Source organism: Gordonia iterans (assembly GCF_002993285.1).
Classification (GTDB): Bacteria; Actinomycetota; Actinomycetes; order Mycobacteriales; family Mycobacteriaceae; genus Gordonia; species Gordonia iterans.
The window spans coordinates 1,847,104-1,863,206 of record NZ_CP027433.1; the positions used below are offsets into that span (position 1 = coordinate 1,847,104).

General features: G+C 70.3%; 16 protein-coding genes. 7 read left to right on the top strand and 9 right to left on the bottom strand.

Annotated features, from left to right (window positions below):
- Positions 1-19: 19 nt before the first annotated feature.
- Positions 20-616: a PadR family transcriptional regulator gene (locus C6V83_RS08430; protein ID WP_105942022.1), complete on the bottom strand. Its 597-nt coding sequence runs from the start codon at positions 614-616 to the stop codon at positions 20-22.
- A gap of 160 nt (positions 617-776) precedes the next feature.
- Between C6V83_RS08430 and C6V83_RS08435 the strand changes: the two genes are divergently transcribed.
- Complete coding sequence (locus C6V83_RS08435; RefSeq protein WP_234353928.1) at positions 777-1,703, top strand: SMP-30/gluconolactonase/LRE family protein; 927 nt, start codon at positions 777-779, stop codon at positions 1,701-1,703.
- Here C6V83_RS08435 and C6V83_RS08440 read toward each other — a convergent pair.
- From C6V83_RS08440 to C6V83_RS08455, 5 genes are all read right to left on the bottom strand, one after another.
- Entirely contained in the window at positions 1,643-3,412 is a 1,770-nt protein-coding gene (locus tag C6V83_RS08440) for an ABC transporter ATP-binding protein (protein ID WP_105942023.1), read from the bottom strand. The two genes, C6V83_RS08435 and C6V83_RS08440, sit on opposite strands and share 61 nt — an antisense overlap.
- Positions 3,413-3,520: 108 nt before the next feature.
- Positions 3,521-3,643, bottom strand: coding sequence for a hypothetical protein (locus C6V83_RS18950; RefSeq protein WP_267893978.1), 123 nt, complete (start codon positions 3,641-3,643; stop codon positions 3,521-3,523).
- Between the two features lie 123 nt (positions 3,644-3,766).
- Positions 3,767-4,174 carry a molybdenum cofactor biosynthesis protein MoaE gene (locus C6V83_RS08445; RefSeq protein ID WP_105942024.1) on the bottom strand — a complete coding sequence of 136 codons (408 nt, stop codon included), beginning with the start codon at positions 4,172-4,174 and terminating at the stop codon, positions 3,767-3,769.
- Positions 4,167-5,216: a bifunctional molybdenum cofactor biosynthesis protein MoaC/MoaB gene (gene moaCB, locus C6V83_RS08450; RefSeq protein WP_267893980.1), complete on the bottom strand. Its 1,050-nt coding sequence runs from the start codon at positions 5,214-5,216 to the stop codon at positions 4,167-4,169. The genes C6V83_RS08445 and moaCB overlap by 8 nt, the downstream gene beginning before the upstream one ends.
- A complete protein-coding gene (locus C6V83_RS08455) occupies positions 5,201-6,505 on the bottom strand; it encodes a molybdopterin molybdotransferase MoeA (protein WP_234353929.1) in 1,305 nt (434 codons plus the stop codon). Before C6V83_RS08455 ends, moaCB begins: the two co-directional genes overlap by 16 nt.
- A gap of 95 nt (positions 6,506-6,600) precedes the next feature.
- On the opposite strand from C6V83_RS08455, the gene moaA reads away from it, so the two are divergent.
- From moaA to C6V83_RS08485, 6 genes are all read left to right on the top strand, one after another.
- Entirely contained in the window at positions 6,601-7,602 is a 1,002-nt protein-coding gene (gene moaA / locus C6V83_RS08460) for a GTP 3',8-cyclase MoaA (protein WP_234353972.1), read from the top strand.
- Positions 7,595-7,843 (top strand): MoaD/ThiS family protein, encoded by a 249-nt coding sequence (locus C6V83_RS08465; RefSeq protein ID WP_105942027.1) that lies wholly within the window; start codon positions 7,595-7,597, stop codon positions 7,841-7,843. The genes moaA and C6V83_RS08465 overlap by 8 nt, the downstream gene beginning before the upstream one ends.
- Positions 7,844-7,922: 79 nt before the next feature.
- A complete protein-coding gene (modA, locus tag C6V83_RS08470; protein WP_105942028.1) occupies positions 7,923-8,666 on the top strand; it encodes a molybdate ABC transporter substrate-binding protein in 744 nt (247 codons plus the stop codon).
- A 31-nt stretch (positions 8,667-8,697) separates the two neighbouring features.
- Entirely contained in the window at positions 8,698-9,504 is an 807-nt protein-coding gene (gene modB / locus C6V83_RS08475) for a molybdate ABC transporter permease subunit (protein WP_234353930.1), read from the top strand.
- 149 nt (positions 9,505-9,653) lie between these two features.
- Positions 9,654-11,021, top strand: coding sequence for an MFS transporter (locus tag C6V83_RS08480; RefSeq protein WP_105942029.1), 1,368 nt, complete (start codon positions 9,654-9,656; stop codon positions 11,019-11,021).
- On the top strand, positions 11,018-12,157 hold the full coding sequence (locus C6V83_RS08485) for a uroporphyrinogen-III synthase (protein ID WP_105942030.1): 1,140 nt from the start codon (positions 11,018-11,020) through the stop codon (positions 12,155-12,157). The genes C6V83_RS08480 and C6V83_RS08485 overlap by 4 nt, the downstream gene beginning before the upstream one ends.
- Before the next feature lie 103 nt (positions 12,158-12,260).
- On the opposite strand, the gene C6V83_RS08490 is transcribed toward C6V83_RS08485, so the two are convergent.
- The 3 genes from C6V83_RS08490 to nirB are packed head-to-tail and all read right to left on the bottom strand — an operon-like array spanning position 12,261 to position 15,946.
- A complete protein-coding gene (locus C6V83_RS08490; RefSeq protein ID WP_105942031.1) occupies positions 12,261-12,974 on the bottom strand; it encodes a sirohydrochlorin chelatase in 714 nt (237 codons plus the stop codon).
- Position 12,975: 1 nt separating this feature from the next.
- Positions 12,976-13,404 carry a nitrite reductase small subunit NirD gene (gene nirD / locus C6V83_RS08495; protein WP_105942032.1) on the bottom strand — a complete coding sequence of 143 codons (429 nt, stop codon included), beginning with the start codon at positions 13,402-13,404 and terminating at the stop codon, positions 12,976-12,978.
- 1 nt (position 13,405) lies between these two features.
- Complete coding sequence (gene nirB / locus C6V83_RS08500; protein ID WP_105942033.1) at positions 13,406-15,946, bottom strand: nitrite reductase large subunit NirB; 2,541 nt, start codon at positions 15,944-15,946, stop codon at positions 13,406-13,408.
- Positions 15,947-16,103 lie beyond the last annotated feature (157 nt).

Below are 16,103 nucleotides of genomic sequence, written 5' to 3' on the forward strand. Positions count from 1 at the left end.
CCTCGCCTAGCGGCTCGGACTACTCGACCACCGGACGTGCAGTGGTGGGTTGCGGGGCGCCGGCGGCGGATTCGTCGTTCAGTTCGCGGGTCAGACCCGCGATGGTCTCGTCGCACCACTCCACGGTCGCGGCCGACGCGCGGACGCCGCCGCGCAGGACCAGGTACTGGTGCAGTTTGCGGCCGGTCAGGGCGTCCGGCTCCGGGTAGTAGTCGCGTTCGAATCCCCGGTACAGGTCGAGCATCGCCTGCGCTTCGTCGCGATGGGACTTCAGTTCCCCGATGACCGCGGCGAGGTCGCCGAATTCTGCGGCTCGGATCTTGACTCCGAGGTCGCTGCGCAGCGGGATCACCGGGGTGGGGCTGGACACCCATTCGGCGAGCAAGGCCTCACCGGCCGGAGAGAGCGTGTAGACCTTCTTGTCCGGCCGACCGTCCTGCGCGACGTCGGTGTAGGTGACCAGTCCGTCGGCATCGAGCTTCTTGAGAGTGCGGTAGATCTGCTGGTGCGTCGCCGACCAGAAGTAGCCGATCGAGCGCTGAAACTGCTGCCCGATCTCGTAGCCCGTTCCCGGTCGCTCGGCCAGCGACACCAGGATGGCGTGTTCCAAAGCCATACCGACAGCTAACCATGCACCAACGCACTATGCAACAACGAGACTATGAAACTGTGTCACTATCCGCACCGAGGAGGATCCGTGGCTCGTGTGCGGCGAACGCAGCAGGTCAGGACCTTCGGCACGAGCGGAAACCGGTCAGGCCTGATATGAAGTGAATGTGAGCAGATTCCGACGCATCGCGCTTCCCGGTCACGGACCCGAGGACGTGGTGAGTCTTCCGGACGGCCGCGTCTTGGCCGGCCTCGACGACGGACGGCTGATCTCGGTGACGCCGGACTCCGGCGAGGTGGAAGTACTGGCCGACACCGCGGGTCACCTGCTCGGCCTGGAAGTGCTCGACGACGGCTCCATCGTGCTCTGCGACCACGACCGGGGCCTGCTCCGCCTCGACGGCGGGCGCGGCCGCCCGACCGTCCTCGTCGACGAGATCGACGGCCGCCCGCTGCATTTCGCGAGCAATGCGGTGGCGGCCAAGGACGGGACCATCTATTTCACGGCGTCGTCCCAGCGCCATCGCATCGACGCCTGGCGCAGCGACATCATCGAGCACCAGGGGACCGGCCGGCTGATCCGACGCAGCCCCGACGGCGCCGTCGACGTCCTGCTCGACGACCTGCAGTTCGCGAACGGCCTGGTCCTGGCCCCCGACGAATCCGAAGTTCTGGTCGCCGAGACGGGCGCTTCCCGCATCACGCGCTATCGGCTGACCGGACCGAGAGCAGGCGAGTCCGAGGTGCTTCTCGACGACCTGCCCGGCTACCCCGACAACATGTCCATCGGCAGCGACGGCCTGATCTGGTGCGCGCTCGCTTCGCCGCGCAATCCGGTGCTCGAAGGGATCTTCAAGCTGCCGCTGCGCGCACGGAAGATCCTGTCCCGGGTGCCCGAGCGCCTCGGACCCTCCCCGGACGACGTGGTGTGGGCGATCGCCTTCGACTTCGACGGGAAACTGGTGCACGACGTTCGCCCGGCCGGCGTCGACTACACATTCGTGACCAGCGTCGCCGAACGCGACGGCGTGCTCTACTTCGGCACCATCGTCGACGACGCACTCGGGGTGTACCAGCTGGATCCCTCGGCCTGAGCGGCGGTGTCGCCGGTCCAGGCGCTCGCGGAGTCCGCGACCACTCCACGACCTCGACGGGGCGTCACGCGACCAGCCTGCAGGGTGAGCACGTCGTCGGCGATCCCGATCAGTCGAGGGTCGTGGCTGATGAGCAGGGTCGTCCGGCCCGCGGTGAGGCGCCGGAGCGGCCCCACGATGCCGTCCACCGCGTCGTCGTCGAGTGCGGCGGTCGGCTCGTCCAGGACCAGCACCGGCGTGTCCCGCAGGATGGCGCGCGCGATGCACAGACGCTGCCGCTGACCTCCGGAGAGTTCCACGCCGCCGTCGGCCAGTGCGGTGTCGTAACCGTCGCTCAGCGCACTGACGAATTCGTGCGCGCCGGCATCCTCGGCGGCGGCGACCACCTGGGCGCGGCTGGCGCCGGGTCGCCCGTAGGCGATGTTCTCGGCCACCGTGCCGGCTTTGATGGTGGGCGTCTGCGGCAGCAGTGTGACATGGTCCCGCACGGTGGGTCCGTTGAGGCCGGCGTAATCGCTCCCGCCGAGCACGATGCGGCCCGAGTCGGGAAACTCCATCTTGGTGAGCAGCGCTGCCACCGTCGATTTGCCGGCCCCGCTAGGCCCGACCAGCGCCGTGATCCGCCCCGGCCACAGCGTGAGGTCCACACCGTCCAGGACGGTGCGGCCGCCGCGCCGGAACGTCACCGACTGCAGTTCCACCGGGCCGGTGGCCGTGGGAAGTGCGACGACCTCGCCGTCGTCGAGGTGTACGGGCTCGTCGAGCAGGTCGACGATCCGTTCGGCGCTCACTCCCGTCGAGACGATCGACAGGCGCAGATCGGCGATCTCCTGCAGCTTGGGGTGCAACATGGCGAGGTAGCCGGTGAGCGCCAGCAACTGGCCGATGGTCAGCTCGCCCTGGCGGACCTGCCACACTCCCGTGATCGTCACGACCAGCGTGACGATGATCTCGGCGGTGCCCGTCACCGCGCCGAACCCGGCCTCGACGCGGGCGTCGCCCAGCCGCGCGCGGGCCCAGCGGCGTCCGCTCCAGAGCAGTCGCTCGGCCTCGCGGCGCTGCTGGTTGTAGGCGACGGTGGTCTCGTGGCCCGACACCGCGGTGGTGATCGCGTCCGCGATGTCGCTGCTGGCCTCCATCTCGTCTCGGGAGACCCGCAGCTGGCCCCGGCGGAAGAGACTCGAGACGGCCCAGAGCACGGGGACGGCGGCCAGTGCCACACCGGCGACGGGTGGACTCATGATGAACGCCGCGACGGCCAGCCCGGTGACGCTCGCCACGGACACGGTCACGCTGAGCATCCCGGAGCTGATCAGGTGCTCGAGGGCCTCCAGATCGGAGGAGTGGCGCACCACCAGGTCGCCTAGGCCGCGGCGGCGATGTGCAGCCGGCGACAGCCGTTGGACATGAGCGAACACGCGTGTCCGCAGACGTAGGACGATGTTCTCCGAGGCCGCGGTGGACAGCACGGCGCCGAGGTAGTCGGCCGCCGAGGAGGCGGCGGTCAGCGCAATCCAGATCAGCGCCAGCTGGGCGAACGAGGTCCAATGCGTCGCTTCGAGAGCGCCGTCGACGAAGTCGGACAGGACGAACACCCCGACGGCGTCGGCGGCTGCGGCGAGCAGCAGCAGGAGCGCCGCGAGAACGAGGCGTCGGCGCTCGGAGAGGATCTCCGAGCGGAATCGGGTGAACACTGTGACGGGTGACATCGACCTTCTCGATCGGGTGCGGTGGGAACGTGCGTCAGACGCGCCGTGCGCGCCGAACCAGGGAGAGAGGTCCGGCGCGCACGAGCTGGAGTCAGCCAGACGCGATACTCACACCCACTGCCAGATCCACCGGCGGGTGTGGCGGTTCCACACGCGCTGCCGACGGCGCCGCTGCGGCTGCTGGGGTGAGCGGCGCTGACGGTTTCCCTGGCGGTTCGATCCATGTGCCATGTCTTGCTCCTTTGCGATCGGATTCGATTTCCTTGTCCGGCTTCGGTGTTCATCACCGTCGGACAAGAACGAAGTTAGGAGCGCAAACTGGACCGGCCCTGGTCGGAACCTGCCGATCGCCTGTCAACTCTGGCAGGCGGCGACCCACTCCGACTCTCCGTCGGCGTAGGTCTCGTACTTCCAGATCGGTACCGCCGACTTGATCTCGTCGATCACCGTTTCGCAGACGTCGAACGCGGCGCCGCGGTGCGGGGCGGCGACCGCGACCACCACGGCGAGGTCGCCCACGGCGAGGTCTCCGATGCGATGCTGGGCGGCCACCCGCACCTCCGCGGAACGATGGCGGTCGAGGACCTGCTGGAGGAACCGGTCCGCATCCGGGTGCGCCTCGTAACGCAATGCGCGCACCCGGCGGCCGCCGTGGTGGTTGCGCACCACTCCGGTGAACGTCACCAGGGCCCCGTCCGCATCGGTGCGGACTCTGGTCTCGCAGAGGCGCGGATCGAGCGCCTCGTCTCGGATGTCAGTCACGGTGCCCGGTCCCTTCGGCCAGATCGAAGAGGTGATCGAGCAGCGGCCCGAGTACCTCGAGGCCGTCGTTCACCCCGCCCGGCGACCCGGGCAGATTGACGACGAAGCTGCCGCCCGCAAGCCCCGCCAGTCCTCGGCTCAATGACGCGAAAGGGGTTGCCGCACGGCCTTTCTCGCGAATCGCTTCGGCGATTCCGGGAAGCTCGGCGTCCAGGTGCGGGCGCGTCTCCTCGGGCACCCTGTCGTCAGTGGTGGGACCGGTGCCACCGGTGGTGACGACCACGGCGGGCGCCTCCGCCAGCGCGGACCGCAACGCGGACCCGAACTCGACGTCGGCCACCACGATCGGTCCGTCGACCTCGAATCCGCGCCGGCCCAGCCACTCGGCGATCACCGGTCCGGTGCGGTCGCTGCGTTCGCCGGCGGCGATCCGGGTGGACGAGACGAGGACCACCGCACGACGACCCGGATGGAGGTGAACCCGCCCTGGGGCGGGCGCGCCGGCCGGCGCGGGAGCAGGTGAGTCACGGGTCCAGTGACCGTGCCTGCCCCCGGACTTCTCCTGGAGGCCGACGTCGGTCATTCGGGCCGCCGGATCGAGGGCTTTGACCATGTCGTGCAAGGTGAGTCCGGCCACCGACACGGCGGTCAGCGCTTCCATCTCCACACCCGTCCGGCCGGTGGTCTTGGCCGTCGCCGACACGACGATCTGGTCGGTGAGCAGCTCGAAGTCGACGGCCATTCGGGACAGCGGCAGCGGGTGGCAGAGGGGGATGAGCACCGACGTGTTCTTCGCGCCCATGATCCCCGCGATCCGCGCCGTCGCCAGCACGTCACCCTTGGCGACGCCGCCGCCGCGGACGGCATCGACCACAGCGGCGGTGGTGACGAAGACACCGCGCGCGATCGCGGTGCGCTCGGTGACCGCCTTGCCGGAGACGTCGACCATCGCCGCGGTCCCGTCTGCGCGCAGGTGCGTCAAACCCGTCGAACCCGCGGAGTTCCCGGCGTTCGGTCCGGGGGAGTTCAGGTCAGCGGCCACGTGGTCACCTCCGTGCCGGCGGCCACGTGCGTGGTCTCGGCGTCGATCTCGATCAGCAGGTCGGCGGATGCGGCGCTCACCGCGAGATGGCTGCCCGCGCCACCGACCGGCGCGACGGTTTCGATGTCGCCCGCTCGCTCCGCTCCCGGCGCGACGGTTTCGATGTCGCCCGCTCGCTCCGCTCCCGGCGCGACGGTTTCGATGTCGCCCGCTCGCTCCGCTCCCGGCGCGACGGTTTCGACGTCGCCCGCTTCCGGGCATCGCACGCCACGCAGGAACTGCGTCTTCCCGGCGATCGACGGCACGTCCCGGAGCAGGCGTGCGCGGCCGTGCGGCACCGGAGCGAGGCCGCCGAGGTCGCGTAGATGGTCACGCAGCAGCACCTCGAAGGAAACCAGGACGCTCACCGGATTCCCGGGGAAGCAGCACACCGGGGTGCCTCGCCAGGTGGCCAGTCCCTGCGGCCCGCCCGGCTGCATCGCCACCGGACCGAACCAGCCGTGTCCGGACAGAGCCTGGCGGACCGGCTCGCGCTCGCCCATTGAGATGCCGCCGGAGGTCAGCACCAGGTCCGCGTCCTGGCAGGCCGCGGTGAGGATGGTCTCGAAATCGCCGTCGTCGCGCGCCGACGCGACGAAGACCACTTGGGCGCCGTGCTCGCTCGCCAGCGACGAGAGCACGATCGAGTTGGACTCGAAGACCTGCCCGCCGGTCGGTTCGGTTCCCGGGCGGATCAGCTCGCTCCCGGTGGAGATGACCGCGACCGTCGGCCGGCGGTAGACCTCGACGGCGGCGATTCCCGACGCGGCGAGCGCCCCGAGATGCCGTGGGGCCAATCGCACGCCGGCATCGACCACGCGCGCACCGGCGCTCACGTCGTCGCCGGCCGGCCGCACGAACGCCCCGGGAGCAGCTGTGGCGTCGAAGCGCACGCGGCCGTCGTGCTCGGCGGTCTGTTCCACGGGCACCACCGCGTCCGCGCCGCCCGGCAGCGGGGCGCCGGTCATGATCGCCATCACGGTGCCCGGCGGCAGCGCCTCCGTCGCCGGGTCTCCGGCAAAGATCCGCCCGCTCACCGGCAGCTCCGTGCCGGCCTGGACCTCGGCGGCCCGGACCGCGAAGCCGTCCATCGCCGAGTTGTCGAAGAGCGGTAGTGAGTGAGGCGCATGCGCGGGCCGGGCCGTGATGCGCCGCAGGGCCACCGCGACCGGCACCTTCTCGGTACGCCGGATCCCGGAGAGGTGGGCGCCCACCGCGGCGCGGTGCTCGGTGATCGATCTGCGGGTCACGTCGTCAACCCTAGCCGGGCCGGCACACCGGCTCGCCGGACATGAAGGGCGAGGACGCGAAGCAGATCGCTGCTAACGTCGAGAGGGTGACATTGATGGGGGCGCCGGAGACGACCGTGCTAGTGGACGGTCTCGGTCGGCGCGCCCGGGACCTGCGGATCTCCCTGACTCAGGCCTGCAATCTCCGGTGCCGCTACTGCATGCCCGAACAGGGACTGCCGATCATGCCGCGCGACGAATTGCTCTCGGCCGCCGAGGTGATCCGGCTGGTCGACGTCGCGGTCGACGACCTCGGCATCGGCGAGGTGCGGCTCACCGGCGGCGAACCGCTGATCCGCAAGGATCTCGAAGCGATCGTCGGCGGGATCGGAGAGCACCACCCGGATCTGCCGGTGTCGCTGACCACCAACGGACTCGGCCTGGACCGGCGGGCGGCCGCGTTGGCCGAAGCGGGACTCTCGCGCATCAACGTCTCCCTGGACACGGTCGATCGAGACCTCTTCGCCTCGGTCACCCGCCGCGATCGGCTGCCGGACGTGATCGCCGGGATCGACGCCGCAGTGGCCGCGGGCCTCGCGCCGGTCAAAGTGAACGCCGTCGCTCTGCGCGAAACGCTCTCGGGTGCACCCGATCTTCTGCGCTGGTGTCTCGATCGAGGTCTGCAGCTGCGGTTCATCGAGGCGATGCCGCTCGACGCGGAGGGGGCCTGGGACCGAGACGACTATGTCACCGCGGCGGAGATGCTCGAGGTGCTGGGGAATAGTTTCGCCCTCGAGTCCGTCGGTCGGGAGGACCCGGGCGCTCCCGCCGAGCGGTGGCGTGTGGACGGCGGGCCGGGGACCGTGGGGATCATCGCGTCGATGAGCCGCTCGTTCTGCGGCGCATGCGATCGCACCAGGATCACCGCGGAGGGCCGGGTGCGGCCGTGTCTGTTCTCCGACGACGAGATCGACCTGCGCGCCGTCTTGCGCGGCGGCGGCGACGACGCGGCGCTGGCGGCGGCCTGGCGCGAGGTGACGTGGCGGAAGTCGCCCGGCCATCTGCCCGCGGACGTGCTCACGCATCCGCGGCGGCCGATGGGGGCGATCGGTGGCTGAGACGATCACCGTCACCTACTTCGCCGCGCTGGTCGATCGCGCCGGATGCCGCAGCGAACGGCTGGAGGTCGCCGAGGCGACCGTCGGCGGCCTCCGGGAGGCGATCGCGCAGCGACACGGACCCCGCACCGGCGATCTGGCGCGGCTCTCCGCCGTTCTCGACGAGGATCGTCTCCTTCGGGACGACGCCGCGCCGATCGGTGACGAGGTGGACCTTCTCCCGCCGTTCGCCGGCGGTTGAGGTGCGCGCCGCCGCACGCTGAGGGAACATCATTCGCAGGCCGGCATGCGGGCCGGTGACCAGAGGGAGCTCAACAGAGATGAAGTGGCGCAGGATGTTCGGGCCCGCCATGGCGATCGGCGCCGTACTGGTGATGGGGGCTTCGGTCACCGCGTGCGGTACCGGCGACGACGGGCACACCGTTCGGGTGATGGCCGCGGCCTCCCTCGTCGACGTGATGGATCCGCTGACCGAGGCGTACAAGGCCGACCACTCGGGAGCTGACGTCCAGCTCGACGCCGCCGCCTCGTCGGCGCTGGTGCAGCGCTTGAAATCGGGAGCCAAAGCCGACGTGCTGATCACCGCCGACACGAAGACGATGGACGACGCAGTGGCCGCCGGGGTCGCCGAGGACCCGGTGGTGGTCGCCACGAACACGCTCGTGATCGTCGTGCCGAAGGGCAATCCGGGGGACGTGAAGGGCCTGGACTACTTCACGACGACGGGGAACCGTTCGGTGATCTGCGCCAGCGAGGTGCCGTGCGGCCGTGCTGCTGAACAGGCGATCTCCGCTGCCGGCGGCACCCCGCATCCGATCAGCCGTGCGGTGGACGTGCGCGCGGCCCTCGGCTCGGTCACCAGTGGCGAGGCGGATGCCGCCCTGGTGTACGCGACCGATGCGAAGTCCGCGGGCGACAAGGTCGAGACGATCGAGATCCCCAACGCGCCGGTCGTCCAGTATCCGGCGTCCGCGCTGACCGACGAAGGCCGGGACTTCGTCGACCTGCTGACCTCCGAACAGGGTGCGAGGATCCTGTCCGACGCCGGCTTCGGGACTCCGTAATCGCGACGACGACGACAGCGCGATTGCCGGCGTGACCCGCCGTCAGCCGAACGCGAGACTCCCGGCACCGATCACCGGTGCCGGGATTCTCGGCCTGGCCGCACTCGTCGCGCCGCTGGTGGCCCTGGCGTGGGCGGCGCCGTGGGGGCGGATCTGGGCCCTGCTCACGGCGCCGTCGGCGGTCTCCGCACTGTGGCTCTCGCTGAGCGCGGCGGCGCTGGCCACACTGTGCGCACTGGTGCTGGGCGTGCCGCTCGCGGCCGTCCTGGCATCCGACGCGATCCGTCCGACGCGACTGGTCCGGCTGCTCATCGTGGTGCCGATGGTGATGCCGCCGGTGGTGATCGGGACGGCTCTGCTGACGCTGTTCGGTCGTCGCGGTCTGCTCGGCAGGTACCTGGACGCCTGGTTCGACTGGACTCCGACCTACACCTTCGCCGCGGTGGTGATCGCGCAGGTAGTGGTCGCCATGCCCTTCCTCGTGGTGAGTGTCGAGGCCGCGCTGCGCAGCCGCAACATCGAAGCCGAAGAGGCGGCTTACACCCTCGGGGCGGGCCGGACGACCACCTTCTGGCACGTGACGCTGCCGGAGATCAGGGCAGGGATCGGTGCGGGAGCGGTGATGTGCTTCGCGCGGGCGCTGGGCGAGTTCGGCGCGACGGTGACGTTCGCCGGGAACGTCGAGGGTGTGACGCAGACCATGCCCCTGGCGATCTTCCTCGCCCTGCAGCGCGACGACGAGGCCGCGATCGCGATGGCCGTCGGGTTGGTGCTGCTCAGTGTGCTGGTCCTGGTCGGGATGCGGGGGCGCTGGTTGCCCGCGGTGACCGGATCCTGACGTCGTGCCCCGTCGCCTCACAGCGGTGAGGGGCGTTCGGAGAGAATCTGATTACTTCGCGGAGACCGTCGGGTCAGGCACCGCGAAACAATGCCTTCGTACCTTCGCCTGGAGCCGGTGCACCGCCGGCGACAGATGGAGGAACTCCCGTGAAGCTCACACGATCTCGCACGATTACCGATTGGGACCCCGAAGACGTCCAGGCGTGGAACGCAGGCGGGTCGAAGATCGCTCGACGCAATCTGATCTGGTCCGTGGCCGCCGAGCACATCGGCTTCTCGGTGTGGTCGATCTGGTCGGTGATGGTGCTGTTCATGCCCGAGGACGTCTACGGCATCTCGCTCGGCGACAAGTTCCTGATCGGCGCCGTCGCGACCCTCGTCGGTGCGCTGCTGCGGTTCCCGTACACCATGGCGACCACCCGCTTCGGCGGCCGGAACTGGACGGTCTTCTCGGCTGTGGTGCTGGTGATCCCGGTGGTCGCGACGATGGTGCTGCTGGCCAACCCCGGCCAGCCGCTGTGGATGTACCTGGTGGTCGCCGCACTGACCGGAGTCGGCGGCGGAAACTTCGCGTCGTCGATGACCAACATCAATGCCTTCTACCCGCAGCGGCTCAAGGGCTGGGCGCTGGGCCTGAACGCCGGCGGCGGCAACCTGGGCGTGCCCGCCGTGCAGATCTTCGGTCTGTTGGTGATCGCCGTCGCCGGCAACCGGCAGCCGTATTGGGTCTGCGCGATCTACCTGGTGCTCCTGGTGATCGCCGCGATCGGGGCCGCGCTCTACATGGACAATCTGGAGGGCCCCGGCGTCGACATGGCCGCGATGAAGGCCTCGCTGGCCAACCGGCACACCTGGATCATCTCATTGCTGTACATCGGCACCTTCGGCTCGTTCATCGGCTTTTCGTTCGCGTTCGGCCAGATGCTGGCGGTGAACTTCCGCGCCGACGGCCAGACCGCTGCCGAGGCGGCCCTGCACGCCGCCCAGATCGCGTTCATCGGCCCGTTGCTGGGTTCGATCAGCCGCGTCTACGGCGGCAAACTGGCGGACCGCTTCGGCGGCAGCAACGTGACCTTCGGGGTGTTCCTGGGGATGATCGCCGGCGCCGTGGTGCTGGTCGCCGGTTCGGCGTCGATCGCGATGTGCGCGGTCGGCTTCGTGATCCTGTTCGTGATCTCCGGGATGGGCAACGGCTCGGTGTACAAGATCATTCCGTCGGTGTTCGACGCCGCGTCGCGCTCGCTCCCGCTCGACGAAGCGGGCCGCGCAGCCTATTCGCGGTCGATGTCCGGTGCGGTGATCGGCATCGCCGGCGCCATCGGAGGCCTCGGCGGCGTGGGCATCAACCTGGTCCTGCGTCAGTCGTACTCGTCGACGGGCGCGGCGACCACGGCGTTCGTGGTGTTCGCGGCGTTCTACGCCGTCGCCGCCGTCGTCACCTGGCGGATGTACATCCGGGTTCCCAGCGGCGCAGCGGCACCGGCGGACGCGGTGTCTGCGAAACTGGGTTCATGACGAACGACGTTCCGGCGCAACGGTCGGCCCCGCCCTCGCTGGCGGGGTTCACCGTTGCCGTCACCGCCGCTCGCCGGGCCGACGAGTTCGAGACGCTCCTGGCCCGCCGGGGGGCACACGTGCGGAGTGCGGCCGCCATCGCCATCGTCCCGCTGCACGACGACGTGACGCTGCGCTCGGTCACCGAGGAACTCATCGCCGATCCGCCGGACGTGCTCATCGCGACCACCGGCATCGGGTTCCGCGGCTGGATCGAGGCCGCCGACGGCTGGGGTCTGGCCGAGGATCTGCTCGCCGGCCTCGCCGGGACCCGGGTGATCTCCCGCGGGCCCAAGCCCACCGGTGCGTTGCGGGCCGCGGGTCTGCGGGAGGAGTGGTCCCCGGAATCGGAGTCGTCTGCCGAACTCCTCGCGATGTTGTCGCCGGAGGATCTGGACGGACGCCGGGTGGCGGTGCAGCTGCACGGCGCGACCGACAACTGGGATCCCAATCCCGGATTCCTGGACGGCCTGCGCGCGCTCGGCGGCCAGGTGATCGAAGTGCCCGTCTACCGATGGAAGACCCCCGACGACCGTTCCGCCCTCGATGCGCTGATCACCGATGTCGCGGGTGGCCGTGTCGACGCGGTGACCTTCACCTCGGCGCCGGCCGTCGCCTCGGTACTGATCCGTGCCGAGGAACTGGGTCTGCGCGATCCGCTCCGGCACGCGCTGTCGACGCGGGTCGTCGTGTACTGCGTCGGCCCGGTCACCGCCGCTCCGCTCGAGGCGATCGGGGTGCCGAGCGTGGCCCCGGACCGGATGCGTCTCGGCGCGCTGGCCCGGCTGGTGGGCGACGATCTGCCGCGCCGCCGTCCGGAGCTCGAGGTCGCCGGGCACACGCTGGGCGTGCGCGCGGCCGCCGCCGTCGTCGACGGCGCGGAGCGCGACGTCTCCGCCACCGGTCTCGCGCTGCTCAAAGCACTGGCCGATCGGCCCGGAGAAGTGCTCTCCCGCGAGGAGATGCTCGAGCTGCTCCCGGCCGGCGGTGACGATCCGCACGCGGTGGAGGTGGCCATCGGCCGCTTGCGCACTGCTCTCGGCGCCCGCGAGATCATCGCGACCGTCGTCAAACGCGGGTATCGCCTGGCGGTGTGAGTCGCTCCCGCACCTCGTCGTGGGTGCCGGACAGAGCCGGGGCGCGAGGGAGATTCACTCCTCGCGCCCCGGCTCTTCGGTGGACAGTCGGCAGCACCGGCGACTACCCGGCGTGGGTCCGAGCAGTCTTGGCGATCAGTTGCGCCGAGAGGACGCGTCGGCAGGCCAGACCCACCACCCTCGGGTGCAGGCCGAGCGGCTCGGCGACGACGTCGGCGCCCGAATCGTGCAGGCGGCGCTGGAACAGGCCGTCGGCGAGCAGGTACGACGCGACTGCGCAGCGCCCGTTGCGGCGGTGTGCCTCGCGGACTGCGTCGTCGATGCCCGGGTACGCCGAGTCGGCGGGCGGCGCGGCGAAGCCGATCGACACCCGGGTGCCGAGCAACGACTCCAGCCGGGTGGCCACCCGGCGCACGTCGGCGACGGCCTGCGGGTCCGACGACCCGGCCGCGGCGAGCACCACGGCATCGGTGCGACGGACACCGGCCTCGCGGAGCCGGGCCGCGAGGGCCTCGGCCAGGGCGGGGGACGGGCCCAGCGCGGGAGTCAGCACCGCGCCGGGATGGCCCGCCGCGGCGAGGTGTTCGGGAAGGTCGGCGCGCACGTGATAGCCGCGTGCCAGGAAGGCGGGTACGACGACCACCTGCTGGTCGGCGGGCAGTTCGGCGAGCACGTCGCTCGGTGTGGGCCCGAGGACGTCGACGAAGGCGACGCGTACCGGCAGGTCGAGCCGGCGGGACATCGCCGCGGCCAGGTCGCCGATCATCGCCACTCCGTGCGGATTGCGGGTGCCGTGCGCGGTCAGCAGGACGGTCATGTCACACCTCGGCGGTCGTGGCGGCGGGCTTCGTCTGCGCTGGCGGACGGATGCCGAAGCGCACTTGTGGCGTGTTCGAGACGTAGACCATGCCGTCCAGACCGATCCGCGTGCCGTACACCGGGATCGAGACGCCGTCGGCGTCCAGGCAACGACCGTCGATCAGGCTGAACGCCTGCTTCTTCAGCGGCGACTGCACCACCGGGAAGCCGTTGCGGTCGCCGACTATGCCGCGTGACATCACCGCCGCCCGGCCGATCGGGTCGATGTTCCCGACGGCTTTGAGACGGTCGTCGGCCAGCCGGAAGAGCGCCACCTGGGCGCCGTCCGGGAGCAGGACGGCCGCGCCGCGCAAGCGCTCCAAGCGGTCGATGTGGCACGCGGCGGTCCAGTCGCGCGTCCAGCGGGACAGATCGAAGTTGAGGGACATGTCAGGCTCCTTCGGTGGCGCGGACGGGCCGCGGGAAGGCCGGCTCGCCCAGCAGGACGGGGACCTTGCGGCCGTTGTTCTCGCCGAATTCGACGGTGGGGTCGGGGGATTCGGGCGCGTTGACGAATGAGACGAAACGACTGAGCTTCTCAGGGTCCTCGAGCACGCCCTTCCACTCGCACGCATAGCCCTCGACGTGCCGGGCCATCGCGGCCTCGAAATCCTCGGCCAGGCCGAGGGCGTCGTCGACCACCACCTCGCGCAGCCGGTCGAGGCCGCCCTCGAGCTCCTCGAGCCAGGGCGCGGTCCGCTGGAGGCGGTCGGCGGTGCGGATGTAGTACATGAGGAAGCGGTCGACGTACTTGACGAGCGTCGCCGAATCGAGGTCGCTCGCCAGCAACTGCGCGTGCTTGGGGGTCATGCCGCCGTTGCCGCACACGTACAGGTTCCAGCCGGCGTCGGTGGCGATCACGCCGACGTCTTTGCCGCGGGCCTCGGCGCACTCGCGGGCGCAGCCCGACACGCCCATTTTGAGTTTGTGCGGGGAACGCAGGCCGCGGTAGCGCAGCTCCAAGTCGATGGCCATCTGCACCGAGTCCTGCTGTCCGTATCGGCACCAGTCCGAACCGACGCAGCTCTTGACCGTGCGCAGCGACTTGCCGTACGCCTGCCCGGACTCCATCCCTCCGTCGACCAGGCGCTTCCAGATCAGCGGCAGCTGCTCCACGCGGGCGCCGAACATGTCGATGCGCTGGCCGCCGGTGATCTTGGTGTACAGCCCGAAGTCGCGGGCGATCTCGCCGATCAGGATCAGGTGCTCGGGAGTGATGTCCCCGCCGGGCACGCGCGGCACCACCGAGTAGGTGCCGTTGCGCTGGATGTTGGCCAGGAACGCGTCGTTGGTGTCCTGCAGGGTGGCCTGCTCGCCGCCGAGGATGTGATCGGAACTGGTCGACGCCAGGATCGAGGCGACCGTCGGCTTGCAGATGTCGCAGCCGGTGCCGGTGCCGAAACGCTCGATGAGCCCGGAGAAGGTGCGGATCCCGGAGGCCTGCACCAGTTCGAAGAGTTCGGCGCGGGATTGGCCGAAGTGTTCGCAGAGCGCCTTGGACTGCTCGACGCCGGACTCGTTCAGCAGCTTCGAGAGCAGGGGCACGCACGAGCCGCAGGCGGTGCCCGCGCCGGTGCACTTCTTCAGGTCGGCGACCGTGCACGACCCGTCGGCGATCGCCGAGCAGAGCGTGCCTTTGGAGACGTCGTTGCACGAGCAGATCTGCGCGTCGTCGCCGAGTGCGGACAGGCCCAGCGCCTCGCCGCCCTCGGAGGCCGGGGAGATCAGGGCGACCGGATCGCCCGGGATCGTCGAACCGACCAGCGGACGCAGCATGCCGTACGAACTGGCGTCGCCGACCAGGACGCCGCCGAGCAGGGTCGACGCGTCGTCGGACAGCACCAGTTTGGAATAGGTCCCGCCGACCGGGTCGCTGACCACCACGTTCAGCGAACCCGGCGTGGCGCCGAGCGCGTCGCCGAAGCTGGCGACGTCGACGCCGAGCAGCTTGAGTTTTGTGCTCAGGTCGGCGCCGGGGAAGGTGGCGTCCCCGCCCAGCAAGCGGTCGGCGACCACCTCGGCGGTCGCGTAGCCCGGTCCGACCAGGCCGTAGCAGCGGCCTTCCACCGCGGCGACCTCGCCGATCGCGTAGACGTCGGGTGCGCTGGTGGCGCAGGTGACGTCGGTGAGGATGCCGCCGCGTTCGGCCAGTGCCAGGCCCGACTCGCGCCCGAGCTCGTCGCGGGGGCGGACGCCGGCGGCGAACACCAGCAGCCCGGCTTCGACCCGCACGTCGCCGGCGAGCGTCACGGTCAGTCCGCCGTCGTCGGCCGGCTCGATGCTCTGGGTGCCCGAGGAGAGGCTGATGTCGATCCCCAGTTCGCCGATCATCCGGGCGAGGTGTTCGCCGCCGCCCTCGTCGACCTGCTGGGGCATGAGCCGCGGGTTGATCTCGACGACGTGCGGGCGCATGCCGAGCTGACGGAGGGCATTGGCCGCCTCCAGTCCGAGGAGTCCGCCGCCGACGACGATGCCCACGGCGTCCGGATCGCGCGCCAGGGAGGCCTCCGCATCGGCGCGGATGGCGTCGAGGTCGTCGAGGGTGCGGTACACGTGGCACCCGGGTGCGTCGTGGCCCGGCACCGGCGGGACGAACGCGTACGAGCCGGTGGCCAGCACCAGCGCGTGGTAGGCGATGGTCTCGCCTGTGTCCGTGCGCACCCGGTGTGCGGCGTGATCGATCGATTCGACTCGGACGCCGGTACGCAACTCCACGGCAGGATCGTCGGCGAAGTCGTTGCCGGGCATGGCCAGCGACGAACGGTCCCACTCTCCGACGTAGCTCGACAGGCCGACGCGGTCGTAGGCGGCATCGGCCTCCTCGCCGAGCACGATCACCGTCCAGGTGTTGTCGGTGTCACGGGTGCGCAGGGCTTCGATGAAGCGGTGGCCGACCATTCCATGGCCGACGACGACGACGGTCTTGCTCATCGCGGGGTCCTTCCTCAGGGCTGATGTGGACCACGGTAGGAACGCGGTGTTGCGCGTTGATTGCCGTCGATGCGACGGCGGCGTCACATCGCTTTCACAACACGACGGTGATGTCTGTGAGAAGCGGGGCCTCCCCGAGATCGCCCAGGGCACCGGC